The sequence below is a fragment of the Pandoraea sp. LA3 genome (assembly GCF_022696215.1).
Taxonomy (GTDB): domain Bacteria; phylum Pseudomonadota; class Gammaproteobacteria; order Burkholderiales; family Burkholderiaceae; genus Pandoraea; species Pandoraea capi.
In genome coordinates, this window is the sequence record NZ_PTPY01000035.1 from 631,898 (window position 1) to 655,270 (window position 23,373).

23 protein-coding genes are annotated in these 23,373 nt (G+C 64.2%); 15 read left to right on the forward strand and 8 right to left on the reverse strand.

Annotated features, from left to right (window positions below; genetic code table 11):
- Positions 1-24: 24 nt before the first annotated feature.
- The 4 genes from C5N93_RS18250 to C5N93_RS18265 form a co-directional block, all read right to left on the reverse strand.
- Entirely contained in the window at positions 25-603 is a 579-nt protein-coding gene (locus C5N93_RS18250; protein WP_069343934.1) for a TMEM175 family protein, read from the reverse strand.
- 32 nt (positions 604-635) lie between these two features.
- Positions 636-2,285 (reverse strand): sensor domain-containing diguanylate cyclase, encoded by a 1,650-nt coding sequence (locus C5N93_RS18255; protein WP_242560377.1) that lies wholly within the window; start codon positions 2,283-2,285, stop codon positions 636-638.
- A complete protein-coding gene (locus C5N93_RS18260; RefSeq protein ID WP_242560378.1) occupies positions 2,282-2,872 on the reverse strand; it encodes a flavin reductase family protein in 591 nt (196 codons plus the stop codon). The genes C5N93_RS18255 and C5N93_RS18260 overlap by 4 nt, the downstream gene beginning before the upstream one ends.
- A gap of 268 nt (positions 2,873-3,140) precedes the next feature.
- Entirely contained in the window at positions 3,141-3,938 is a 798-nt protein-coding gene (locus tag C5N93_RS18265; protein WP_242560379.1) for an alpha/beta hydrolase, read from the reverse strand.
- A gap of 202 nt (positions 3,939-4,140) precedes the next feature.
- Here C5N93_RS18265 and C5N93_RS18270 point away from each other — a divergent pair, with 202 nt between their 5' ends.
- Complete coding sequence (locus C5N93_RS18270) at positions 4,141-4,287, forward strand: hypothetical protein (protein ID WP_170836292.1); 147 nt, start codon at positions 4,141-4,143, stop codon at positions 4,285-4,287.
- Between the two features lie 24 nt (positions 4,288-4,311).
- Here the strand turns inward: C5N93_RS18270 and C5N93_RS18275 are convergent, their stop codons facing one another.
- Together C5N93_RS18275 and C5N93_RS18280 are read right to left on the reverse strand one after the other, a co-directional pair.
- Entirely contained in the window at positions 4,312-4,788 is a 477-nt protein-coding gene (locus C5N93_RS18275; RefSeq protein ID WP_242560380.1) for an OsmC family protein, read from the reverse strand.
- 241 nt (positions 4,789-5,029) lie between these two features.
- Positions 5,030-5,884, reverse strand: a complete 855-nt coding sequence (locus C5N93_RS18280; protein WP_139133329.1) for an IclR family transcriptional regulator — start codon at positions 5,882-5,884, stop codon at positions 5,030-5,032.
- A 322-nt stretch (positions 5,885-6,206) separates the two neighbouring features.
- Between C5N93_RS18280 and C5N93_RS18285 the strand changes: the two genes are divergently transcribed.
- The 7 genes from C5N93_RS18285 (at position 6,207) to C5N93_RS18315 (ending at position 13,178) form a co-directional block, all read left to right on the forward strand.
- Entirely contained in the window at positions 6,207-7,301 is a 1,095-nt protein-coding gene (locus C5N93_RS18285) for an ABC transporter ATP-binding protein (RefSeq protein ID WP_069343939.1), read from the forward strand.
- The gene (locus tag C5N93_RS18290; RefSeq protein WP_242560381.1) at positions 7,294-8,199 is read left to right on the forward strand and encodes an ABC transporter permease; all 906 of its coding nucleotides are present in this window, start codon (positions 7,294-7,296) and stop codon (positions 8,197-8,199) included. The genes C5N93_RS18285 and C5N93_RS18290 overlap by 8 nt, the downstream gene beginning before the upstream one ends.
- Positions 8,200-8,239: 40 nt before the next feature.
- Positions 8,240-9,034 carry an ABC transporter permease gene (locus C5N93_RS18295; RefSeq protein ID WP_242560382.1) on the forward strand — a complete coding sequence of 265 codons (795 nt, stop codon included), beginning with the start codon at positions 8,240-8,242 and terminating at the stop codon, positions 9,032-9,034.
- Positions 9,035-9,123: 89 nt separating this feature from the next.
- Complete coding sequence (locus C5N93_RS18300; protein ID WP_242560450.1) at positions 9,124-9,456, forward strand: (2Fe-2S)-binding protein; 333 nt, start codon at positions 9,124-9,126, stop codon at positions 9,454-9,456.
- Positions 9,449-10,900 carry an FAD/NAD(P)-binding oxidoreductase gene (locus tag C5N93_RS18305; protein ID WP_242560383.1) on the forward strand — a complete coding sequence of 484 codons (1,452 nt, stop codon included), beginning with the start codon at positions 9,449-9,451 and terminating at the stop codon, positions 10,898-10,900. The genes C5N93_RS18300 and C5N93_RS18305 overlap by 8 nt, the downstream gene beginning before the upstream one ends.
- Positions 10,893-12,029, forward strand: a complete 1,137-nt coding sequence (locus tag C5N93_RS18310; RefSeq protein WP_242560384.1) for an FAD-dependent oxidoreductase — start codon at positions 10,893-10,895, stop codon at positions 12,027-12,029. The genes C5N93_RS18305 and C5N93_RS18310 overlap by 8 nt, the downstream gene beginning before the upstream one ends.
- Before the next feature lie 102 nt (positions 12,030-12,131).
- On the forward strand, positions 12,132-13,178 hold the full coding sequence (locus C5N93_RS18315) for an ABC transporter substrate-binding protein (RefSeq protein WP_242560385.1): 1,047 nt from the start codon (positions 12,132-12,134) through the stop codon (positions 13,176-13,178).
- A 151-nt stretch (positions 13,179-13,329) separates the two neighbouring features.
- Here the strand turns inward: C5N93_RS18315 and C5N93_RS18320 are convergent, their stop codons facing one another.
- Complete coding sequence (locus tag C5N93_RS18320; RefSeq protein ID WP_242560386.1) at positions 13,330-13,725, reverse strand: BLUF domain-containing protein; 396 nt, start codon at positions 13,723-13,725, stop codon at positions 13,330-13,332.
- Positions 13,726-13,867: 142 nt separating this feature from the next.
- On the opposite strand from C5N93_RS18320, the gene C5N93_RS18325 reads away from it, so the two are divergent.
- From C5N93_RS18325 to C5N93_RS18335, 3 genes are all read left to right on the forward strand, one after another.
- Positions 13,868-14,626 carry a YoaK family protein gene (locus tag C5N93_RS18325; RefSeq protein ID WP_242560387.1) on the forward strand — a complete coding sequence of 253 codons (759 nt, stop codon included), beginning with the start codon at positions 13,868-13,870 and terminating at the stop codon, positions 14,624-14,626.
- Between the two features lie 54 nt (positions 14,627-14,680).
- Positions 14,681-16,264 (forward strand): diguanylate cyclase, encoded by a 1,584-nt coding sequence (locus tag C5N93_RS18330; protein WP_242560388.1) that lies wholly within the window; start codon positions 14,681-14,683, stop codon positions 16,262-16,264.
- Between the two features lie 206 nt (positions 16,265-16,470).
- Positions 16,471-16,830 (forward strand): hypothetical protein, encoded by a 360-nt coding sequence (locus C5N93_RS18335; RefSeq protein WP_150723256.1) that lies wholly within the window; start codon positions 16,471-16,473, stop codon positions 16,828-16,830.
- 17 nt (positions 16,831-16,847) lie between these two features.
- On the opposite strand, the gene C5N93_RS18340 is transcribed toward C5N93_RS18335, so the two are convergent.
- Positions 16,848-17,093 (reverse strand): hypothetical protein, encoded by a 246-nt coding sequence (locus C5N93_RS18340; protein ID WP_039402924.1) that lies wholly within the window; start codon positions 17,091-17,093, stop codon positions 16,848-16,850.
- 218 nt (positions 17,094-17,311) lie between these two features.
- Between C5N93_RS18340 and C5N93_RS18345 the strand changes: the two genes are divergently transcribed.
- The 4 genes from C5N93_RS18345 to C5N93_RS18360 all read left to right on the forward strand — a co-directional run bounded on the left by C5N93_RS18345 (position 17,312) and on the right by C5N93_RS18360 (position 23,289).
- On the forward strand, positions 17,312-19,318 hold the full coding sequence (locus tag C5N93_RS18345; RefSeq protein WP_242560389.1) for a DUF2849 domain-containing protein: 2,007 nt from the start codon (positions 17,312-17,314) through the stop codon (positions 19,316-19,318).
- Positions 19,308-19,793 (forward strand): DUF934 domain-containing protein, encoded by a 486-nt coding sequence (locus C5N93_RS18350; protein WP_150723254.1) that lies wholly within the window; start codon positions 19,308-19,310, stop codon positions 19,791-19,793. The genes C5N93_RS18345 and C5N93_RS18350 overlap by 11 nt, the downstream gene beginning before the upstream one ends.
- A gap of 376 nt (positions 19,794-20,169) precedes the next feature.
- Positions 20,170-20,823 carry a methylamine utilization protein gene (locus C5N93_RS18355; protein WP_242560390.1) on the forward strand — a complete coding sequence of 218 codons (654 nt, stop codon included), beginning with the start codon at positions 20,170-20,172 and terminating at the stop codon, positions 20,821-20,823.
- A 3-nt stretch (positions 20,824-20,826) separates the two neighbouring features.
- Positions 20,827-23,289 (forward strand): EAL domain-containing protein, encoded by a 2,463-nt coding sequence (locus C5N93_RS18360; RefSeq protein WP_242560391.1) that lies wholly within the window; start codon positions 20,827-20,829, stop codon positions 23,287-23,289.
- Positions 23,290-23,373 lie beyond the last annotated feature (84 nt).

Consider the following 23,373-nt stretch of genomic DNA (forward strand, 5'->3'; position numbering starts at 1 on the left):
GGTGTCGCGCATCGGTTCAGACGCTCAGGCGTCGATCACGTGTTCGAGACGGCGGTCGGGAATCAGCCACACGGCGGCCATCAGCGCATACAGCGCGAGTGAAACCGCGGGCACCACGAACGCCAGCCCGATGGCCACGGCATACACTACGACCGAGAGCTTGCCCTTGTAATCGCGCCCGAGGGCGGCGGCGAGTCGCTTGTTGCCGCCGTCGTGCACGGCCAGCAGGGCGCGCGACAGAATGAAGTGAGCAATGGCCGCCATGCAGAGCACCACGCCGTAGAGCGCCGTCGGCCAGGCGGTGAAGTGGTTTTCGCCCAGCCAGTGCGTGACGAACGGAATCAGTGACAGCCAGAAGAGCAGATGCAGATTGGCCCAGAGTACGCCGCCGGAGACCTTTTGCACCACCTGGAAAAGATGGTGGTGGTTGTTCCAGTAAAGGCCCACATAGACATAGCTGAGGATGTAGGTCAGGAACGTGGGCGCGACCGGCAGGAGGTCGGCCAGTTCGCTGCCGTGCGGTGCTTTCATTTCCAGCACCATGATCGTGATGATGATGGCGATTACGCCATCGCTGAAGGCTTCCAGTCGGCTTTTGCCCATGCTTTCGTCGATTCGTCAGTACGGTAGGGGTGTCACAGCACGGCCACGCGGTTGCGGCCGGCTTGCTTGGCCGCATACAGCGCGCGGTCAGCGCGTTGCAGCAGCGTGCCGAAGTCGGCGTCGTCCGGGGTGAGGCTGCTCACGCCGATGCTCGCGGAAAACCGCACGGGGCCGGCCGCACTGGTCGGACCCGGCACGCTCGCGCCGTTGATCGCGCTCAGCATGCGCTCGGCCGCCTGGGTCGCACGGTGCGCATCGGTCTCGGGCAACAGCACGGCGAATTCCTCGCCGCCCAGACGGCCGATCACAGTACTCTTGCGCAGTGCCGCCCGCAAGACCAGCGTCAGTTCGACGATGACGCGATCGCCGATAGCATGCCCCCACGTATCGTTGACGATCTTGAAATGGTCGATGTCGAGCATCAGCACCGACAGGCGGCGCTGCTGGGCGCGCGCGGTGGCGAACTGGCGCTCGGCCTGCATCAGGAACGCCCGGCGGTTGAGCAGACCCGTGAGGCCGTCGCGCATCGCCATGTCGCCCAGCACCCGGTTCACGCGGCGCAGTTCGAGTTCGTCGACCACGAGCGAGGAGAGGTCGGCGAGCAGGGCGCGCTTCTCGTCGTCGAGATCGCGAGGACGGCGGTCGATCACGCACAACGTGCCGAGCCGATGCCCTTCGGGCGTGCGCAGCGGGGCGCCGGCGTAGAAGCGGATGTTCGGATCGCCCGTGACCAGCGGGTTGTCGGCAAAGCGCCGGTCGGCACGGGCATCGGGCACGACGAGCACGTCGTCGCTGAGAATCGCATGCGAACAGAAGGCCATCGAGCGCGGTGTGTGGGTGGCGTCGATGCCGCGACGCGCCTTGAACCACTGACGCGACTCGTCGAGCAGCGAGATGAGCGAGATCGGCGTGCCGAGCACGTGAGACGCCAGTCGCACGATACGGTCGAACGCGGGTTCGGGCGGCGTGTCGAGGATCTCATAGCGGCGTAGCGCAGCGAGGCGTTCGGCTTCGTCGAGGCCGACGCTGCCGGCACCACCGAGACCGCTCATGCGGCCAGACGAAGGGGACGCCGGCCGTTGCAGGCCTTGGCGGGCGTCGTCGAAATCAGATGAATCGGCACCGGATGCAGTCATGTCGCGACGGGTGGGCAGGGCCCAGCGGTTAGACGACAGCAGTGCCGGCGACGGAAATTCCTGCCGCGGATCCGGCAACTGCACGAAAGGTTCGAAAGACTCGAAAGTTCCGAAATTCTCGCGTTGCTGGTGATGCTGGTGATGCTCAAGGCGCTGGCGTGCAAACGCCGGCCTCGCAGATGACTCGGATGTCGCGGGAGAGACTTGCGACCGGGCGCGTAGCCAGGTGGACTCCCGATCGAAGGCATCCGTGACGCTGTCAATTCTGCCCCGCCCGAAGTCGCTTGGCAATTGCGACGATGCGACGCCCGTTGCAGCGCCCATATCACCCATGCCGCGCATTTCGCCGACGCTGCTCATCAGGCTCACTGCGGGGTTCACTGCGGCGCTCACTTCATCCGTTTCGCCGACGGAAGTGCCCGCCCGCCAGCGCGCCAGGGCGTGCTGTGCCGTCTGGGCAGCTTGCACGGCTTGAGCGGCTTGCACGGCTTGTGCAACGTCGTCGGCGCGGTCCGGGGAGCGCGGCGTGGGCAGAGTGTGGCTCATGAGTTGGCGGTGGAAGGGCTGTCGGGTGGGATGTCGAACGCTTCGCCGGTCTCGAAAAAGTTGCCGCCGGCAATGTAGTGGAGACTGCGCGAGACGCCCGGTGCGAACTGCCAGTGCCCGTCGCGAAACGCGCGCGGATCGGCCCACGCCGCCACGACTTCGCCGAGAAACAGGTCGTAGCGATCCTGATTGTGCGGCTCGGGGATCACACGGCATTCGAGCCATGCGAGGCAGCCGTCGATCAGCGGAGCGCCGATGTGTGAGCCTGCGAAGGCCGTCACGCCGGAGCCGTCGGCAAACTTGTCGGTGTCGCGACCGGAGACTGACCCTACGTGGAGCGTTTCGCGGGCGATGAGGCGCGCGGGCACGTTCAGCGAAAACTCTCCCGACGCTTCGACCAGCTCTCGCGTGAGCGTGTTGCGGTCGATGACGACAGCGACCTTCGGCGGCGAGAAATCCAGCGGCATCGACCAGGCGGCCGCCATCACATTGCGGCGTTCGGCGTGGGCGCTGCCGACGAGCACGGTCGGGCCGTGATTGAGCAGGCGGTAGGCTTTCGGAAGTTCGACGGGCAGGCGTTCGGTCATGATGGGCAATCCGTGCAATCTCGATGCATCGTGTTGATCGGGCGGCCCATGATAGCGCGGTGGCAGAGTGGCCGACCGCGTGCATAACGACGGCTGGCGTGCGAACTGACGTCCGAAGAAATGGAAAAAGGCGGCCCGCAGGGTTAGCTGCGGGCCGTACAAACGGCACGGTGCGGGGAGCGCGTGCCGGATCAGATCTGCATGGAGTATTTCATGCGTTCGTCCCAGTCCGGTCCCCGTGCGGCGTCTGTTGAGAGCGGCAAGCGTCTCAGGCGGCGTGACGCTTCAGAAATGTCTCGACGACGCTCGCGAAATACGGCGGGCATTCCTGCATCGGGTAATGCCCACAATTCGGCATCACCTGCAATGTCGCGTTGGGATGCCATGCGAGAAACGTTCGCTCCATCGCTTGCGCATCGAGTCCGGGGTCCTTGTCACCGACCACGATCAGAAACGGCGTCTCCAGACCTCGGACGTCATCGGCGAAGTCCGCTGTGACCAGCATGTCGAGGTACTTCATCCGGCACGTGGGAGCGACCGAATCACGGTTTTGCCGGACCTTGCGATCGGCCCACGTATCCGAGAGTCCACCGCCGACGAACTTGAACAGTCGTCGAAGGGCGTCATCGTCCTGCGTCGTGCTTGCGAAGAACGCGAGCGCTTCCGGACTCAGAGGGTTGCCGGCTGCGGACACCGGACATACGGCGATGGCGCTCGCGATGCGCGAAGGGGCGTCCGCCGCCAGCCGTTGCGTCACCATGCCCGTCATCGAGTGACCGACGACGTGAAAGCGCTGCCAGCCGAGATGATCGGCGAGCCGGAGGCAATCTGCCGCAATTTCCGGCACGGTGAATTCGCCGGTCATGTCGATGGAATGCCCGTAGCCGCGCAAGTCGACGAAGACATAGGTGAAGGCGCGAGCGTCCAGCCAGGGCAGGGTGGTGTCAAAGCTGGTGTGGTCACCGAGCCAGTCGTGCATGACTAGCACGTGCGTGGGGCCGTCGCCGTAACGGACGTAGCCGAGGAGGTTGCCGGCGCTGGCGTGGATGTCGAAGGCTGCTTTCATTTCAAGGTTCCATGTAGTTGAGTGGAACCAAAACGAAACGCCCTCCCGGCAGACCGGGAGGGCGTTTTGAAAGTGAACCGATCGTATCAAGCGGCCAGACGAGAGTCAATAGCCTTGCTGCTTTGCATTTCCCGACCTTACGAATCACGCCACTCGCGACCCCATGGCATTACCATGCGCCAACATCAAAATGGGAGACCGTATGCGCCGGCTGATCGTCACTGCCTTGTTGGTCGGGGCGACAGGATTGCAGGGGTGCGCAAGCTCGGCACAAACGTTCCTGCTGGGGACCGCCGTCGGCGCTGCTGCCGTGATCGGTGCGGCAGGGTGCTCGCTCGCCTGCCGCTGATCTCTCTCACTCGACCTTCGTCACTCACACCTCGATCGTCTCAATCACTGGTTCGCAGTCGATGGGGAAATTGACCGAATTGGCCACGTAGCACTTCTCGTGCGCGGTGTGATGCAGATGTTCGGCGAGCGCGACGTCACCGCCGGTGCGAATCGTAACGTGCGGGCGCAGCACAATCCGGGTGAAGCGTCCTTCGGTCGCGGTGTCGATCATGGTGCCCAGGGCGTTGTCGCGATACCGTTCGACGACGATGCCCGCTTCGGCGCACAGATGCAGATACCACAGCTTGTGGCAGGCGCTTGCGGACGCGACGAGCAGATCTTCCGGATTCCAGCGGGCTGCATCGCCACGAAAGGCAGGGTCGGCCGAGCCGGGAATCGTCGGTTTGCCGTCTGCGCGAATCTCGTGATTGCGCCCGTATGCGCGATAGCCCGAGGTCCCGCTGCCTTCATTGCCGATCCATTCCACCTCGACGCGGTACTCGTGTTCGCCTGATGCCATGACTTGCCTCCGTTCCTGTCACCGTTGTCGCTGTTGCCAGCGTTGTCTCTACTGAGGGCCGACTGGCGGATGCCGCCGTGCCCGTTCGCGATTCTCGCAGGTGGGCGCGCATTGCGCCGGTCATTTTCGGTCATCAAAAGGCCGGATCTCGTCGGACCTGGCCCGAAGGCGGCGCCGTAGCGATCATCGCCGGTCGAAAGGGCGGGGGGGGCGTCGGAAACTGAGTCGGCTTAACGTAGGCTCAGGCCAGCGGCTCCGTCGTGAGCGCACGCGTGAGGCCGTGCATCGGGCGGCGCATCGCGACATCGAACGGATTGGTCTGCGGGCCGATCAGCTCGGCCTGACGTCGCAGCAATTCCACCACCATCGGCAAACGATCCTGCGACAGACGCGCGGCCAGCGTGCCGACGCTCAGCGCGGCGACAGCGTGCCCCGTACGGTCGAAGACCGGTACCGCGACCCCCGCCATGCCATCGAGCACGCCGCTGTTGCTTCCGGCATATCCCAACTGGCGCACCCGTTCGATCTCGGTGCGCAGGTAGACCTCGTCGAGCACGCCGTAGCCGCGCAACCGAGGCACGTTGAAGCGAATGATCTCCTCACGCTCGGCTTCCGGCAGGAACGCCAGAATCGCGAGACTGCCCTGACCGACGCCCAGCGCGACGCGTCCACCGATGTCACCGGTGAACGAGCGGATCGGGAAGGGGCCTTCGCACATGTCGAGACAGACCGCGTCGAAACTGCTGCGCACGAGCAGGAAGATCGTGTCGCCGAGGCTTGCGCACAGACGCAGCAGTGAGGGGCGGCACAGCGTGCGCATGCCGCTCGGGTTGCCCGCTTGTGCGGCCATGGCGAAGAAATCGATGCTCAGCCGGTAGAGCTTGGACGTCTCGTCCTGCTCAACGACCTGTTCGGCTATGAGGGCGTGAAGAATCCGGTGCACCGTGGCCTGACTCAGGCCGACGGCCTTGGCGATATGGGTGACGCGCTCGCCTTCGGGTTTGGCGACGCCGAGGGCGCGAATGACGGCGAACGTGCGTTGCAGAATGCCTGCGCCGGCGGATTCTGCGGGCGACGCTTCCTTCACGTCGGTCATGCGGGGTGAATCGGAGGTGCTCATCAGGGTCTCGAATATTCCGTCAAACGGAATACTAGCGCAAGCCGATATGGCTTGAAAACTGGCGTGACGCCGCCAAACCCGCAAAAACTACCAATAATCATCATAAGTTAGGGATTATCCCGAGACGCTGACACGAAACGAAAGGGCGTGTTCGTTCGTCAAATATTCCGTCAAACGAAATAATCTGAAGATTTATCTCATTTCATGGAATCGTTATCTTGCGGCATGCAATTTGGCTCGCTACTGTTCGATGCAATTGCATTTCATGTGGCGCCTGTGTGCCCCAAAGGTAGTGACCATGTCTTTTCTGACTTTGACGGATGTTTCCAAGACGTTTGGCGAGCTCAATGCCGTCTCGAACGTCAATCTCTCGGTGGAGAAAGGCGAGTTCGTCTCGCTGCTCGGGCCTTCGGGCTGCGGTAAGACCACCACGTTGCAGATGATCGCGGGCTTCGTCGAAGCCACCACCGGGCGCATCACGCTCGACGGGCGCGACATCACCAACATGCGCCCGAACAAGCGCGGCCTGGGCATCGTCTTCCAGAGCTACGCCCTGTTCCCGCACATGACGGTGGCGGACAACGTCGGCTTCGGCCTCGAGATGCGGGGCGTCGACAAGGCAGAACGCAAGGACCGCATTCGCGAGGCGCTCGCGCTGGTGCGGCTCGACGCCCTCGGTCACCGTTTCCCGCGTGAACTGTCGGGCGGCCAGCGTCAGCGTGTGGCGATCGCGCGTGCGGTCGTGATTGCGCCGCCCGTGCTGCTGCTCGACGAACCGATGTCCAACCTCGACGCCAAGCTGCGAGAAGACATGCAGTTCGAGCTGCGCTCGATCCAGCGCAAGATCGGTACGACCACGATCATGGTGACGCACGACCAGTCCGAAGCGCTGTCGATCAGCGATCGCGTCGTGGTCATGGAAGCTGGGCGTATCACGCAGGTCGACACGCCGTACCGGGCGTACGAGCGTCCGGAAACGCCGTTCGTCTCGCAGTTCATCGGCAAGGCCAACATGCTGGCCGGCCGTGTGGCCGCGCGCGACGGCGAGCATCTGCACATCGAACTGGGCGCGCAACTCACGCAGCGCGCAGCACTCTCGGACCTGGCGCCGCGCGACCGCAGCATGGCGGTGGGCGATGCCATCACGATGTGTCTGCGTCCCGAGAAAGTGCGCCTGTGCGCGCCGTCGGCCGGCCGCTTGTCGGCAACGGTGACGAGCCGCTTCTTCCTCGGCAGCCAGTGGCTGTATCGCGTGGACAGCGCACTGGGCGAAGTGCTCGTGTGCTGCCAGAACGAAGGCGGCGAACCGTTGAACGAAGGTTCGCCGGTCGGCCTCGACTGGCATCCGGAATCGGTGCGCTTCGTCGCTGCGGGAGCGTGCGCCAATGGCTGAAACCCTGCAAGTCCCGCACACGGACACCGCGCGCCCCACGCGTGCGCCGTGGCATGCCTACCTGCCGATGTGGGTGATGAGTGCGCCGGCCATGCTGCTGTTCGTGGCGCTGGTGCTCATTCCGTTGCTCATGACGCTCGCGCTCACGTTCTATCAGTTCGACCCGGCGAGCGGTCCGATTGCGGCGTTCCAGTTCGAGAACTACAAGGAAGTGCTGTTCGACTCGTATTTCCATACGATCTTCCTGCGCACCTTCGGCATTTCGCTGACGGTCACGGCGATCTGCGCCGTGGTCGGCACGTTCGAAGCCTATGTGCTTTCGCGCATGGGTGACCCGTGGCGCTCGCTGTTCCTGCTGGTGATTCTCTCGCCGCTGCTCGTGTCCATCGTGGTGCGGGCGTTCGGCTGGAGCATGCTGCTGAGTTCCGGCGGCCTGATCAATCAGGCGTTCGGGCTGATCGGCATGGGGCCGTTCAAGATGGAGTACACCAACTTCGCCGTCGTCGTGGCGCTCTCGCACGTGATGCTGCCGTTCATGGTGATTCCGGTGTGGACGTCGCTGCAACGTCTCGATCCGCAGACGGAGAACGCGGCGCTCTCGCTCATGGCGTCGCCCGCGACCACGCTGCGCCGCATCGTGCTGCCGCAACTGGTGCCCGGCATTCTCTCGGGCAGTCTGATGGTGTTCGGTCTGTCAGCCAGCGCTTTCGCGATTCCGAGCCTGCTGGGCGGACGCCGTCTCAAAGTGGCCGCCACCGCCGTGTACGACCAGTTCCTCAGTTCGCTGAACTGGCCGCTGGGCGCGACTATTGCCGTGCTGCTGCTCGTGGCGAACCTGATCGTGATGCTGACGTACTACCGTCTGCTCGATCGTCGCTATTCGCGAAGCATGGGCTAACGCCCTCGGGTCTTTCGCAGAACAGAACTCACTCGCCATCATGCGCAAAAACAGTCCCCTGGCGCTCGCGTTCCACGCGCTCGTCGTTCTCTTCGTGCTCGCCCCGATGATCATCGTGGTGCTGGTCGCGTTCACGCCGGAGCAAACGCTCTCGCTGCCCACGCGCGGTATTTCGCTGCGCTGGTTCCGCGCGATTCTCGACTACCCCGACTTCATCGCGTCGTTCTTCACCAGTCTGAAGCTCGCGTTCATCTCGGCCACGCTCTCGCTCGCGATTGCGCTGCCGGCCGCGCTGGCCATCGGCCGTTCGCGCTTTCCGGGACGCAACTTCCTCAACGGTCTGCTGCTCTCGCCGCTGGTGATTCCGGGCCTCGTGCTCGGCATCGCACTGCTGCGCTTCTTCGCGATGCTCGGCGTGACCGGCTCGTTCGGCGCGCTCATCTTCGCGCACATGATCATCGTGACGCCGTTCATCATGCGTCTCGTGCTCGCGTCGATCAGCGGTCTGGATCGCAGCGTCGAGAATGCGGCCGCCTCGCTCGGCGCCGGTTCGTGGACGACGTTCCGCCGCGTGACCATGCCGATGATCCTGCCGGGCATTACCGGCGGCTGGCTGCTGGCGTTCATCAACAGCTTCGACGAACTGACGATGTCGGTCTTCCTTACGGCGCCGCAAACCGTCACGCTGCCGGTGCGCATGTATATGTATGCCACCGAGTCGATCGACCCGATGATGGCGTCCGTCTCGGCGCTCGTCATTGCAGTGACGCTCGGCGCGATGCTGCTGCTCGACCGCATCTACGGCCTGAATCGCATTCTGATCGGCCAGCACTGAACGCGCGCTCAACGACGACTCCTATGTCCAGTTCTTCCCAATTCCCTCAATCGTCGCGCGCGACGGGGCAAACGACCTGCCATCCGCAAATGAAGCGGCTGGCCGAGACCTCGCGCTCGCCGGTCACGTTCTTCATCGACGGCGAGCCGGTGCAGGCGCTCGCGGGCGACACGCTGCTCACGGCCATCCTCACGCATCAGCGCCACGTGCGCATCAGCGAGTTCAGCGGCACGCCGCGTGCGGGCTTCTGCCTGATCGGCGCCTGTCAGGACTGCTGGGTGCGTTGCGAGACGACGACGGCCGGTGGCGGCGATATGCAACTCACGCGTTTGCGTGCGTGCTCCACCACGGTGCAGGCCGGCATGCGTATCGTCACGCGTGCGGCCGACGTCAACGAAATTCACGGAGGCTCGCATGAATGAGCGCGCCGGAAACCGGAATCTCGTGAATGGCGCTGACGTGGTAATCGTCGGCGCCGGGCCGGCAGGGATTCGCGCAGCGCAGACACTCGTTGCGGCCGGCGTGCGCCCGATCGTGCTCGACGAAAACATGCGCTGGGGCGGTCAGATCTACCGTCAGCCGCCCGCCGACGCAGGATTCGCGCGCAGCAAGCAGACGTTGTACGGCTTCGAAGCCGCCAAGGCCGACGCCGTCCACAACGCCATGGCCGCGTTGCTGCCGCAGGTCGACTATCGTCCCGAAACGCTGGTGTGGGCGTGCGATCCGAAGCGGCTCCACACGATGCATGGCGGACGCGAAACGGCCGTGCCGTTCAGTCATCTCATCATTGCTAGCGGGGCGACGGATCGCGTGCTTCCGTTGCCGGGCTGGACATTGCCGGGCGTGTACACGCTGGGCGGCGCGCAGGTCGCGCTCAAGGCGCAGGGCTGCGCCATCGGTGAACGCGTGGTGTTCGCGGGCACCGGGCCTTTGCTGTACCTCGTGGCTTACCAGTACGCGAAAGCCGGGGCGAACGTCGTCGCGGTGCTCGACACCAGCGCGTTCGTCACGCAGGCGAAGGCTGCGCCGCGACTGCTCAGTCAGCCGTCGACGTTTGCCAAGGGCGTCTACTACGTGGGCTGGTTGCGCGCCCGTGGCGTGCGCATCGAAACCGGCGTGACGCTCGACGGTATCGACGGTACTGCCGGGGTCCGCGCGATTCGCTGGCAGCGCGATGGCCGCGAACAATCGCTCGAATGCAGCGCGGTGGGGCTGGGCTATGGCCTGCGTCCGGAAACGCAACTCGCTGATCTGGCCGGTTGCCGTTTCGTCTTCGACGAGCTCAACCGTTGCTGGCTGCCTGAGCGCGACGCCGCAGGCCGCAGCTCGCAGCCGGGCATCTATCTGGCGGGCGACGGTGCGGGCATTGCCGGCGCCGACGCCGCAGAACTCGCCGGCCGCCGAGCGGCACTGGCGTTGCTCGAAGACCTCGGCATCGCGGCGCCCGCCATGGCTGATGCGCCTGACGCCGCCACCATCGAACGCAAGCTCGCGAGCATCCGCCGTTTTCGCGAAGGCATCGAGCAGGCATTCGCATTGCCGGAAGATCCAGCTTCGCAGTGGCCCGACGACATGCTCGTGTGCCGTTGCGAAGAAGTCACCGCCCGCACTTTGCGCGATTGCGCGCGTCTTGACGGCGTGACCGAAATCAACCGCCTCAAGGCGCTCACCCGCGTGGGCATGGGGCGTTGCCAGGGCCGCATGTGCGGCGAAGCGGCATGCCATGTGCTCGCCGAGGCGAGCGGGCAGACATTCGCGCAAGTGGGTCGTCTGCGTGCGCAGGCGCCGATCAAACCGATTCCGATTGCCCCCATGCTTTTCGACGAGAACGTCGCCGCCATTCCCGAAGAGGCGCGCGATGAGTGAGACCTTGCATTACGACGTCGTGGTCGCCGGTGGCGGGTTGGTCGGCGCATCGGCCGCCCGGGCGTTGGCCGAGCGCGGCCTGAAGGTCGCGCTGTTCGAGCGACGCTATTGCGGCGCGCAAGCCAGCGGCGTCAATTACGGCGGCGTGCGTTGTCAGGGGCGTCCCGAGGAGCAATTGCCGCTCGCGATGCGTGCGCGGCGGGTCTGGGATCGTCTGCCGGAACTCATCGGTATCGACGGCGAGTTCGTCCGCTCGGGTCACCTGCGTCTTGCCCGTCGCGAGAGCGATCTCGAACCGCTCGACCAGTGGTCCGCCATGGCCGCCAATTACGGCTTGTCCTCCACGGTGTTTCGCGGGACCGAGTTCCGCCAGCGCTTTCCGTGGCTGGGCGACGGGGCTGTCGGCGGCTCGCTGTGCATGAGCGACGGCCATGCGAATCCGCGTCTTGTCTCGCCGGCCTTCGCGCGTGCGGCGCGTGCCCTCGGTGCAGACGTTCGAGAACGCACCCCGATCACATCGATCGCGCATGACGGCAAGCACTTTCAGCTCACGGCTCAGCCCGAGGCGGGCGACGCCTTGCACGTGAGCAGCAACTGGCTGCTCAATACGTCCGGCGCGTGGGCGAATCACATCGCCGGGACGTTCGGCGAGCGTGTGCCGATGCATGCCATCTATCCGAACATGTGGGTGACGGAGCCGTTGCCCCGCTTCGTCGGACACAGCCTCGGCGTCTACGGCGGGGGTGTCTACGCACGTCAGGTCGAGCGCGGTAACTGCGTGATCGGCGGCGGGCGCGGCACCGGCGACGGCGAGTACGCCCAGCCGTCGGCCGACACCACGCGCGCGGTGATGCGCGAGGCGTGTGCGTTGTTGCCGGCGCTGCGCAACGCCTTGCTGATCCGCACGTGGAGCGGCGTGGAAGGCGAGACGCCCGACGACAACCCGATCATCGGCATGAGCCGTACCACCCCGCAACTGGTGCATGCCTTCGGCTTTTGCGGCGGCGGATTTCTGCTGGCCCCCGGCGTCGGCGAAGTGCTGGCCGATCTGGTCACGCAAGGGCAGACGGCTACGCCGATCGATGCCTTTGCGGTCGACCGGTTCGCGAAAGTCGGCGCGGCCGCTTGATGTACATGAGATGCACACGAGGGAACCCGAGACATGCCACACGTTCTGAGTCCGTCCACAACCTACATTCCTAACACCCTGGAAAACGCAAGGAGAACCACGATGAAGCTATCCCGTAAGGTCGTCATGTGCGCTGCGGCGCTGGCATTGGGCGCGAGCAGCGCGGCCTGGTCGCAGTCGAAAACGCTGTACATCGGCATGAATGGCGGCCCGATGGAAAAGGCTTACACGAGTCAGGTCTTCCCGGAATTCGAGAAGGCCAACAACGTGAAGGTCGTGGTGGTGCCGGGTACGTCGTCGGACGTACTCGCCAAGCTGCTCGCCAACCGTAACAGCCCGCAGATGCACGTCGTGTTTCTCGACGACGGCGTGATGGCACGCGCCATCAGCATGGGGGTATGCCAGAAGCTCGACGATGCGCCGGTGCTCAAGGAACTGCTGCCCTCGGCTCGCGTGAAGGACGACATGGGCGCCGGCGTGCAGCTCGGCATGACCGGCATCGGTTACAACACGAAGCTCTTCAAGGAAAAGGGCTGGGCGGCGCCGACGTCGTGGACGGACTTCGCCGATCCGAAGTACAAGGGCAAGGTCGTGTTCCAGTCGGCATCGAGCAGCACGTTCGGTCTGCACGGTTTCCTCGCGCTGAACCGTATCTGGGGCGGTAGCGAGACGAACGTCGAACCGGGCTTCACGAAGTGGGCGTCGACCGTCGGTCCGAACGTCGTCGAGTACATCCCGAACTCGGCGAAGCTCTCGGAAATGATCCAGACGGGCGAAGCCGCGATTTTCCCGCTGACCCCGACGGCCGTGAGCGACCTTCAGGACAAGGGCATTCAGGTCGGCTACGTGGCCCCGAAGGAGGGCGCGGTGCAGTTGCTCGTCGACCTGTGCGTCGTGAAGAACAGCCCGGACAATGCCATGGCGCAGAAGCTTGCGCAGTACCTGCTGTCGGCCAAGGGCCAGTCGCTGGCTGCGGCGGCCGGCGCCTACATCCCGACCAATCCGCAAGCGACGATTCCGCCGTCGATGCAAAAGCGTCTGGGCAAGCTCGACGATCTGACCAAGAACATCAAGACGGTCGATTGGGACGCCATCAACCAGCGTCGCGCGCAGTGGGATCAGCGCTGGAACCGTCAGATCGAGCAGTGATCGCAATGGGATGAATCGCTGCGCATGACGCGATCGTTCGCGCATGCGCTGCGCAGGCCTCGAAACAACGACGCCGGGCACCTCAGGTGGCCCGGCGTCGTCGTTTGTGCGGCTTGGCTGGCGTGGTTCGGCGCTGTGCCGATGCTGCGGGTTACATCACGTCCGCCTGCGCGGCGAGCACGTTGAACGCCCCGATCAGTTGCGCGTGATCTGCCGGCATGACGAAGGCATGCAGCGCGTGGGCGGGTTCGTCGAGCACCAGATAGCCCAGGCTCCAGGACGAGAAGGCGCCGGGCTGGCGTGGCGTGCCGTCGAGCAGCACCTGGATGGCGGAGTGGTGGCGCGACGCTTCGATGCGCTGACGCGCGTCGGCCAGCGCCTGCGCCGGTCCTTCGATGTACTGATAGAACGTCATGCCGTCGTAGAGCAGCAGACCGGTCACGCCGTGGGTATCGTTGAACCCGCGTGAGTGGACGATGATTTTGGACAGCGCCACCGGATCGAGATCCGGCAGCGCATGGCTGATGTACGCGTAGCACTCGGTCATTGTTATGTCTCCCCCCGTACAAGTCGGCGCATCGCCCCGTCGTGTCGCGTCGATGGCACGATAATGGCGTCGCCTTTGCATCAACTTTGCGTCGACGCGCATTAGAATACCCCAAGTGCGATGCCCGGGACGCTCACTCGCCATGCCGATCAACTATCTACGCGGTTTCACCCAGCCGGTGCGCACGGACGCGGCGAACCGGCGTCTGGGGTGCTCGCTCGCCTTCGTGGCCGGGGCGGCCAACGCCGGGGGCTTTCTGGCCGTCGGTCAGTACACGTCGCACATGTCGGGTATCGTCGCTTCGCTCTCCGACAATCTCGTGCTCGGCCAGTTGCTGCTGGTGCTCGCCGGATTGAGCGCGCTGGTGGCGTTCCTGCTGGGCGCGGCCACCTCCTCCGTGCTGATTCATTGGGGACGACGTCACCACACGCATAGCGAATATGCCGCGCCGCTCATGCTCGAGGCGATGCTGTTGCTGACGTTCGGCATGATGGGCGCCAATCTGGAGGATCACCGGTTGCTTTACGTGCCGGCGACCGTGGGGCTGCTGTGCTACGTGATGGGCCTGCAAAATGCCATCATCACCAAGATTTCCCGGGCCGAAATTCGTACCACGCACGTCACCGGGCTGGTCACCGACATCGGTATCGAGCTGGGCAAGATGGGCTACTGGAACCGGCCGGGCGTGGCGCAGGACCTGCCGCGCGTGGCCGGCGACCGGCAGAAGCTACGTCTGCTGTGTGCCTTGTTGGGCAGTTTCTTCATGGGCGGGCTCGTGGGGGCGCTGGGCTTCAAGCATCTGGGGTTCGTCTCCACAATTCCGCTCGCTGTCGTATTGATCATGCTGGCCATCGTGCCGCTGCTCGACGATTTCTCGCGCAACGCCAGGCATTCGCGCTAACGGGCAGGCTTCCTCGCTAGTTCACCAGTCGGTAACCGTGTCGGGCCATTCGTCATGACTACACGCTCGGACGTTTCTCGCAAGCAGAGTGGGTTCCGGAGTTGGTTTGGGCAGCGACTGCGCGCGCTGTTCGACAAGTTCGACGACTATCCGGCGATGGTCGGCGTGATCGGCACGGCCATCGCCATTGCCATTCTGGTCGGGGTTTCGCTGTTGCTGCGCGCGGACCGTCAGGCGCGCTACCTGTTTGCCCTCGAACGTGCCCAGAGCGTGGCGTCGGTCGTGGCGACGAGTCTGGGCGGCAACATTGCTGTCTACGACACCTTGCTCAAGGAGATGGTCCGTGAGGCAGAGGATCCCACGACACCGTTGTTCCCGGAGCGCGTGCGTGACCGGGTGCGCTTCGGGCAGACGCTAAGTCGCGATTTTCTGGACGATGCCTACGTCGTCGACAAGACCGGCCGTATCTCCGCGCCGCTGGACGGGCAACCGAATGTGGTCGTGAACGTCGCAGACCGCGATTACTTCAGGTCGCACGCGCTCAGTCCGTCACTCGGTTTGTACATCTCGCAGCCTTACGCGTCGCGCACCCATGGCGGCGTGTTGTCGGTGGCGCTCACGCGCCGCATTGCGGCGCCCGATCACACCTTTGCCGGTGTGGCGGTGCTGGCCCTGCGGCTCGACCATCTGGGCACGTTGGTCAGTGATGTGGATTCGGCCGACCTGCGCTCGATCGAAATCGTGGAAGAGAAGGGGACGGTGCTGGCCTGCGATCCCTGCTCAGGCGCGCGGCCGGGGGCGCTGGTCACGTTGCCAGGGGGGGCGGCGCGCAATGGCGATCTGTCGGCGGCGCTCGCGTTTCCGAAGGGCATGAGAGCGTTGGACTACCGGTCGGTGCGAGTGCCCGGGGCGTCGATGTACGTGGTGGTGACGCCCTCGACGCATTTGCTCATGCGCGAGTGGTTACGACAGGTGTGGATATTCAGTGCCATCGCGATCGCATGCGCGGCCACACTGATCGCCGGTTCGTGGTTGCTGACGGCGGCCATACGCACGCGCTCGAGCGCTGCGGCAAGGCTCGTGAGCCTGAGTGTGACCGACGGCCTTACCGGGCTGGCGAACCGTCGTGCGCTCGACACCAAACTCGCGGCCGAATGGCGGCGCGCGAAGCGGTCCGGCAGTCCTTTGTCGATCCTGTTCGCGGACATCGACCATTTCAAGCATTTCAACGACGCTTACGGCCATTCGGTCGGCGACGACGTGCTGCGTGCCGTCGCCAAGAATATCGGCGGCCATGTGCGGCGCGACAGCGACATGGCGGCCCGCTACGGCGGCGAAGAGTTTGCTGTGGTGTTACCCGATACGGATGCACAAAGCGCGGCGACGATGGCCGAGCAGGTCCGGCGCGACATCGAGCGCCTGCATATCGATCACGCAGGGAGTGCCGCAGGCATGGTGACGATCAGCGTTGGAGCGGCGACCGGTGTCGCCGGCGAGTGCGACAGCGCCGAGGCCATCCTGAAGGCGGCCGATGAGCAACTCTTCATTGCGAAACAGTCCGGTCGCAATCGCATCAGCACGATCATGCTGGGCAAGACACCCTCACCCGGCGAGCCCCCGGATTCACCGTCGAGTTAGCGGATACCGGGCGGCCGCCCCATTCACAGAACGTTCCGAGGAGTTGCGATCGCGCGATTCAGGGGGGCGGGCGATGCAATCCGCTTGTCGGCCAATGGGCTGAGCAGGGGCGTCTACTGTGATTAATGCAAGGCGACACCGTGCGCAGAGGCTGAGACAATTCAGCCATCGACAAACACGCCTTGATTCGCCCAACGGGGGGCTATATGAACCGCACTCACTTCTTCGCCGCTTGTCTGTGCCTGAGCGGCGCGCTGATCTTCGGTCACGCCAACGCGCAGTCCTATCTCGGCGCAGGCGATCTGGGCAGCATCCGTCAATCGAATCAGACACCGGCCGTGAGCCCGGCGGTAGCGGCACTCGGCGGCCAGAGCGCGCCCGTGACCGACGCGCATGCCGCCAGCGCCAGCATCAATCGCACGGCAAGCGAGCGCAATGGTCCGGCCACGGGGCCAAGCACGCAGGAAGTGCTCGCGCAGCGCCGGGCGCTCGATACGCGGGACATGCAGCATCCGCGTCAGACCAAAACGTTCGACAGCATCGCCCGTCCGTCGCGCCCGGAGTGAGGCCCGGCACTCGCCGCTCAGTCAGCCATCGCCGGAATGGCGCCTTCCTGGAAGAGAACGCGCGGGGCATCCATCGTGCCGTCCTCTTCGTCGACCAGCACTTCGTAGGCGGCGATGCCCGCGAACCCGGACGCCATCGACTGCGCGATACGCACTGCGCCGAATTCGGTGCTCGCCTGACGCAGCTCGCCGGGTTGCAGCACGCCGTCTTTGTTCTTGCGATATGGCACGACGATGAACTTGATGGATTTGGCGTCGCTCATGGGGTCCCTCACGATGAAGTTGAATGATGGGAAATGTAGCATGACTACTGTATAAAAATACAGTGATCCATCATGATTTTTCGCCAAACAACATCTCGTAATGACGACATAACTAGTCAATATTCGTATATTCCTTCGCCGCTTGATAGCCTGTGGTTCTAATCGCGAATTGTTTCCCACTAAGTCGCGACCAAAACGACAAGCATTGAGAGCATCGAATGAATGCAGGCAATCTGATTTCGGCGAACCGCCTCCAAGACGGTCTGGTCGTCTGGCTGGACCAGCAATACCACTGGGTAGACGATCTGACACAGGCGCACGTGTTCGATGCGGACGGTCTTGAGCAGGCGCAGGCGGCCGCCAAGGCCGCTGCGGCTGCCAACCTGATCGTGGATCCCGTGCCGCGTCCGGCCGAACTCGGCGACGCCGGTCCTGTGCCGGTGGACTTCCGTGAACAACTGCGTTCGCGTGGCCCGTCGGTCCGTGAAGACCTCGGCAAGCAGGCGGCAGACGCCGGCGTGCAGGCCGCGCTGGCGGACGCACCGGCCTTGACCGTGGCCCCCGAGCACGCGGGCATCTATCGCTACGATCCGTCGGAACGCGAATACCTCAAGGACCGCGCGAAGGAGTTCGGTCAGCAAGTGGCGCGCCGTCTGAGCGGCGAGCTGAGCGAAGACGACTTCAAGGTCTACCGTCTGATGAACGGCCTGTACCTGCAACTGCACGGTTACATGCTGCGCGTTGCGATTCCCTACGGCACGTTGAGCGCGGTGCAGTTGCGCCAGCTCGCGTTCGTGGCGAATCGTTACGACAAGGGCTACGGGCACTTCACCACGCGTCAGAACCTGCAATTCAACTGGCCGACGCTGACCGATTCGCCGGACATTCTGTCGGCGCTGGCAGACGTCGATCTGCACGCCATCCAGACGAGCGGCAACTGCATCCGTAACGTGACGACCGACCAGTTCGCCGGCGCCGCGAAGGATGAAGTCATCGATCCGCGCGTGTATGCCGAAATTCTGCGTCAATGGTCGACGGACCACCCCGAATTCACCTATCTGCCGCGCAAGTTCAAGATCGCCATCACTGGCGGTCAGACGGACCGGGCGGCGGTGCGTTTTCACGACATCGGCATTCTGGCGCGCACGAACGAGCAGGGCGAAGTCGGCTTCCAGATTTACGCCGGTGGCGGTCTGGGCCGCACGCCTATCGTCGGTACGCTGGTGCGCGACTGGTTGCCCGAGGCTGACCTGCTGCGCTTCGTCGAAGCGATTCTGCGCGTGTACAACGCGCTGGGCCGTCGCGACAACATCTACAAGGCGCGCATCAAGATCCTCATCAAGGAAATGCAGCCGGCGAAGTTCATCGAGATGATCGAGGAAGAATTCGCTCGCATCGCCCAGACGCATCGTCCGCTGGCGGACAGCGTGATCAAGGCCATCGGCGAGCGCTTCATCCTGCCCGAGTTCGCCACGCTGCCGGCGCAGTCCAGCGCGTACGAACAGTCGTACAAGACTGACGTGGCATTCAAGCACTGGGTCGACACCTGCACGCACGAGCATAAGGTGCCGGGCTACATCAGTGCCGTCGTGTCGCTCAAGCCGGCCGCCGGGATTCCGGGCGACGCCAGCGCGCAGGAGATGCTGGTGCTGGCCGATCTGGCCGACAAGTATTCGTTCAGCGAACTGCGCGTGACGCACGAGCAGAACCTCGTGCTGCCGCATGTGAAGCTCGACGATCTGCATGCCTTGTGGAAGCAATTGAAGGCGGCCGGGCTCGCGACGCCGAACATCGGTCTGATCTCGGATGCGATCGCATGCCCGGGGCTGGATTACTGCGCGCTCGCCAATGCGCGTTCGGTGCCGGTGGCGCAGCGCATTGCGTTGCGCTTTACTGAGGAACAGCAGCGCGACATCGGGCCGGTGACGCTCAATGTGTCCGGTTGCATCAATGCCTGCGCGCACCATCACGTCGCTCACATCGGCATTCTCGGTGTGGACAAGGCGGGCAAGGAAAACTATCAGATCACGCTGGGTGGCTCGGCGGACGATAACGCGGCCGTCGGCAAGATTCTCGGCCCGGGCGTGTCGTACGAGGCCGTTCCGCGGGTGATCGAAAACATTCTCGGACGCTATCTCGATCTGCGTCACGAGGGTGAGCGCTTCATCGATACGCTCGGACGTGTCGGCGCGGAAGAATTCAAGGGAGCTCTGAATGTTGATTGATCGTAACGGACTGCCGGCCGAGGACGTCTGGACTTATCTTGGCGCCGACGCGCAATTCGCGCCGGACGCTTCGGACGAAACCCGCAGCGAAAGCGTGCTGCCGCTCGACGCGTGGCTTGCCGCGAACGAGCAGGGCGTGGCGCCTGCCGGTATCCGCGTGCAGGGGCATGACGATCCGGAGCGCATCGCCGCGCTGTTGCCGCAGCTTGAACTCGTGGTGATCGAGTTCCCGAAGACGCGCGATGGGCGTGGCTTCACGCTGGCGAAGTTCCTGCGCGACAAGTGGAATTTCCAGGGCGCGATCCGCGCTGCGGGGCCGTTGCTGCCGGATCAACTGGCGATGTTGTGGGCTTGCGGCTTCGATAGCCTGCTGTCGCCCTCGGAGGTGCCGACGGCACGCTGGCGCGAGGCGGCGCTTGCCGCGCAGGTTCGCGCCGGACGGCCGCGCACGCTGCTGGCGCGCCTGACGGCCTGACAGGAGCGTTCTCCGGAGATCATCCGGTAAAGCCGCACGGGCAGGAAGACACAAACGGAAGGGCACAAACGCGTTTTGACGGGTTTGTGCCTTTTTTGTTGGATGGCGGTCGGTGAAGGGGCTTCAGACGTTCTTGAGGGTTTACGGGCGTTCCACGGCGTTCTCGGGCATTTCCGAAGGGTTGACCATGCATTCGGGTTGACGGGGCGTTGAAGGGCAACGACAGGTCGCCTGACGGATACTGCGGCGACGGCAAATTTCTTAACGACGTGTAGGAATAGTTCGGAGGTATGCGTCGTTATGGAAGGGAAAGCCGAAGCCGTGCGCGCCGCGTCGGCACCGCAGGGGAAGGCGCGTTTTACACAGCAATAAGATCATGAACGCAAGAAAACGTCTGCCGCTGCGCGCGGTCCTGTCGCGGGGCTGTCTGGCGTTATTGGCGCTGGCCTTGTCCGGTGCGAGTGCCTGGGCACAGGATTTTCAGGTGCGAGACAACACTGGGGCGGCCCTCGACGACGCCGTCGTCTATCTCACCCCGGAAGACGGAAAGGTGCCCGCAGGGCGCCCTGCACCGGCGTCCATCGTGCAGAAGCAGAAGATGTTCATGCCCATGGTCACCGTCGTGCAGAAGGGCGCCGCCGTCGATTTTCCGAATCGTGACGACATCGCGCACGACGTCTATTCCCTCTCCGATGCGAAGCGCTTCGAGCTCAAGCTCTATCGTGGCGGCTCCAGGCAAGTGGTGTTCGACAAGCCCGGCGTCGTGACCATCGGTTGCAACATCCACGACATGATGATTGCGTACGTCGTTGTGGTGGACACGCCGTATTTCGCGAAGACCGGTGGCGGCGGTCGCGGCGAGTTGCCGACGGTACCGGCCGGCCGGTATCGGGTCGCCGTGTGGCATCCACGACTCGGGAGTGCGCCGGCAACGGTCGTGGGCACTTTTCAGTTGCCGGGAGCGGCGCCCGCTGCCCCGGGCGTCACCGTCGCGCCGCTTTCCCTCGTGCTCCCGCTGCGTGGGGACTGAGGCGTGCCGTTTTTTCCCGCATTTCTCCGCTTCCGTAGCCGGATGGTTCGCCTTGGCGTGAGCCTCGGGTGGTATCGACTGCGCACGAAGATCACGCTCGTGTTCGTCGCGCTGATTCTGGTCGTGCTCGCCGTGATGCAAATGACGGCCAGTCGCGCTCTTAACGACGCGTCCACGGCGCAGGTCAACGAGCAGCTTGCCGTTGGGCAGCGTGTGTTCTGCCGGGCGTTGCAAACCAAGGCGGACGAGCTGACACAGGTGGCGCAGGTCGTCACGGCCGACTTCGGTTTCCGGGAGGCGGTGGCGCTGCACGATCCGGTGACGATGCATTCGGCGCTGGAGAACGTACGGGAGCGCGTGCATGCCGACGTCGCCCTGCTCATCGACCTGAACGGCGCGGTGATTGCCGACTCGCGCATCTCGGGCGTGCGTGGCGACGGTGCGGCACCGGCACTGCCGGGGCCGTCGCGCGGGCGATTACGAGCCAAGGCGGGGACTTCCGTCTCGTCGATCGGCATGCTCGACGGACGGGCTTACGAGTTGGTGAGCGTGCCGGTCAAAGCGCCGCTGGTCATCGGCTGGGTGACGATGGGCTTCTCGCTGGACGATGCGTTCGCGCGCGACATGCACGAGTTGTCGGGGCTTGAAGTGTCGCTGGTGCATCGGGCGGCATCGGGGCAATGGGAGGTGGTGGCGAGTTCGCTGCGTGCGGCGGATCGCACCGAGTTGCAGGCGGCGCTGGCGAGCCATACCGTGTCGGTGACGGAGGCGGCGGGAATGTCGCGCGTGAGCGGGTATGCGCTCAAGGTCGTCAATCTCTCCGGCACGGATGCCCCGGTCGTCGCGGTGTTGCAGCGCTCGGTGACCGAAGCGGCCGGACCTTTCCGTCAATTGCGCTCCACGCTGCTGTGGCTGACGCTCGGCGGCATTGTGATTTCGATCCTGGGGGCGGCGCTGATCGCGCGCAGCGTGACACGTCCGCTGGCGTCGTTCGTCGATCTGGCGAGGCGTATCGGCAAGGGCGATTACGGTGACGATACGGTGGCCATCGACTTGCGACGCCGGGACGAGACCGGCGACCTGGCGCGCGCTTTCGATTCAATGCGCAATGCGATTGCACAGCGCGAGGAGCGGATCACGGAACTCGCTTACGTCGACACGCTGACCGGGTTGCCGAACCGCGCGGCGTTCAGTGAGCGGATGCAATCGGATATCGAGGAGGCTTACCGTGGCGGCGCACCGTTCGCCGTCATTCTGATGGACATGGACCGTTTCAAGGATGTGAACGACACGTTGGGGCACCACGTGGGCGACCATCTGTTGTGGGAAGCGGGCCACCGGCTGAGCACCGAATTGAAGGACGCCGGATACATGGTCGCGCGGCTGGGCGGGGACGAGTTCGCGATTCTCGTGCGTGGCGGCGATCAGGCGGCGGCCCACCAATGTGCGACGCGTCTGGCGGGCGCGCTGGATGTGCCGATCGTCGTGGATGGTCAGACGGTCGACGTCGGTGCGAGCTTCGGCATTGCGGTGTATCCGGAGCATGGGTCGGATATGCATACGTTGCTGCGGCGTGCCGATCTGGCGATGTATGCGGCGAAGCGCTCGAACCTGGGCGTAGCCATCTACGAGCCGGATACGGAGAGTCGTGACCGGGACCGTCTGTCGTTGATGAGTGATCTGCGTCATGCCATCGAGCATGGTGGCTTGTACCTGTACTACCAGCCGCAGGTGGATCTGGCGGATGGGCGGGCGGTGCGGGTGGAGGCGTTGGTGCGCTGGCGGCATCCGAAGCGCGGCATCGTGGCGCCGGCAGAGTTCATTCCGTTCGCCGAACAGACGGGTTTCATCCGGGTGATTTCACGATGGGTGGCGGCCGAGGCGATCGCGACGTGCGCGGCGTGGCATGCCCGGGGCGTAGAGGTCGGCATGTCGATCAACCTGTCGGCACGCGATCTCGTGGATACGGACTTGCCGGACTATCTGAGGCGGGTCTTGCGGGAGCACGCGCTGCCGCCGCACTGGCTGTGCGTGGAGATTACGGAAAGTGCCTTGATGGACGATCCCGAGCAGGCGCTGATTACGATGGAGCGACTGCATCGCATGGGCATTCGTATTGCCATCGACGACTTTGGTACGGGGTATTCGTCGCTGTCGTATCTGAAGCGCATGCCGGTCGAGGAGATCAAGATTGATCGGTCGTTCGTGAAGGGCATGGCTCACGAGCAGAACGATGCGTTGATCGTGCGCTCGACGATCGCGTTGGGCCACAGTATGGGCATTCGCATCGTGGCGGAAGGTATCGAGGATGCCGTGACGCTGGAGAAACTACGCGCGCTGGGATGCGATTTCGCGCAGGGCTATTTCCTGAGCAAGCCGCTGCCCGAGGCTGAACTGGAGGATTGGGCGCGGGCATGGCAAGCGGAGCAGGGGGAAGCTTGTGTGCGGGTTTGTCGGTCGATCTGACGCATCACTGGAACGCACACTCCCCGAGTTGAAATGCAGGGGATTCATCCGGTATATTCGGAAAAAATAATTGATGAGTCGGGG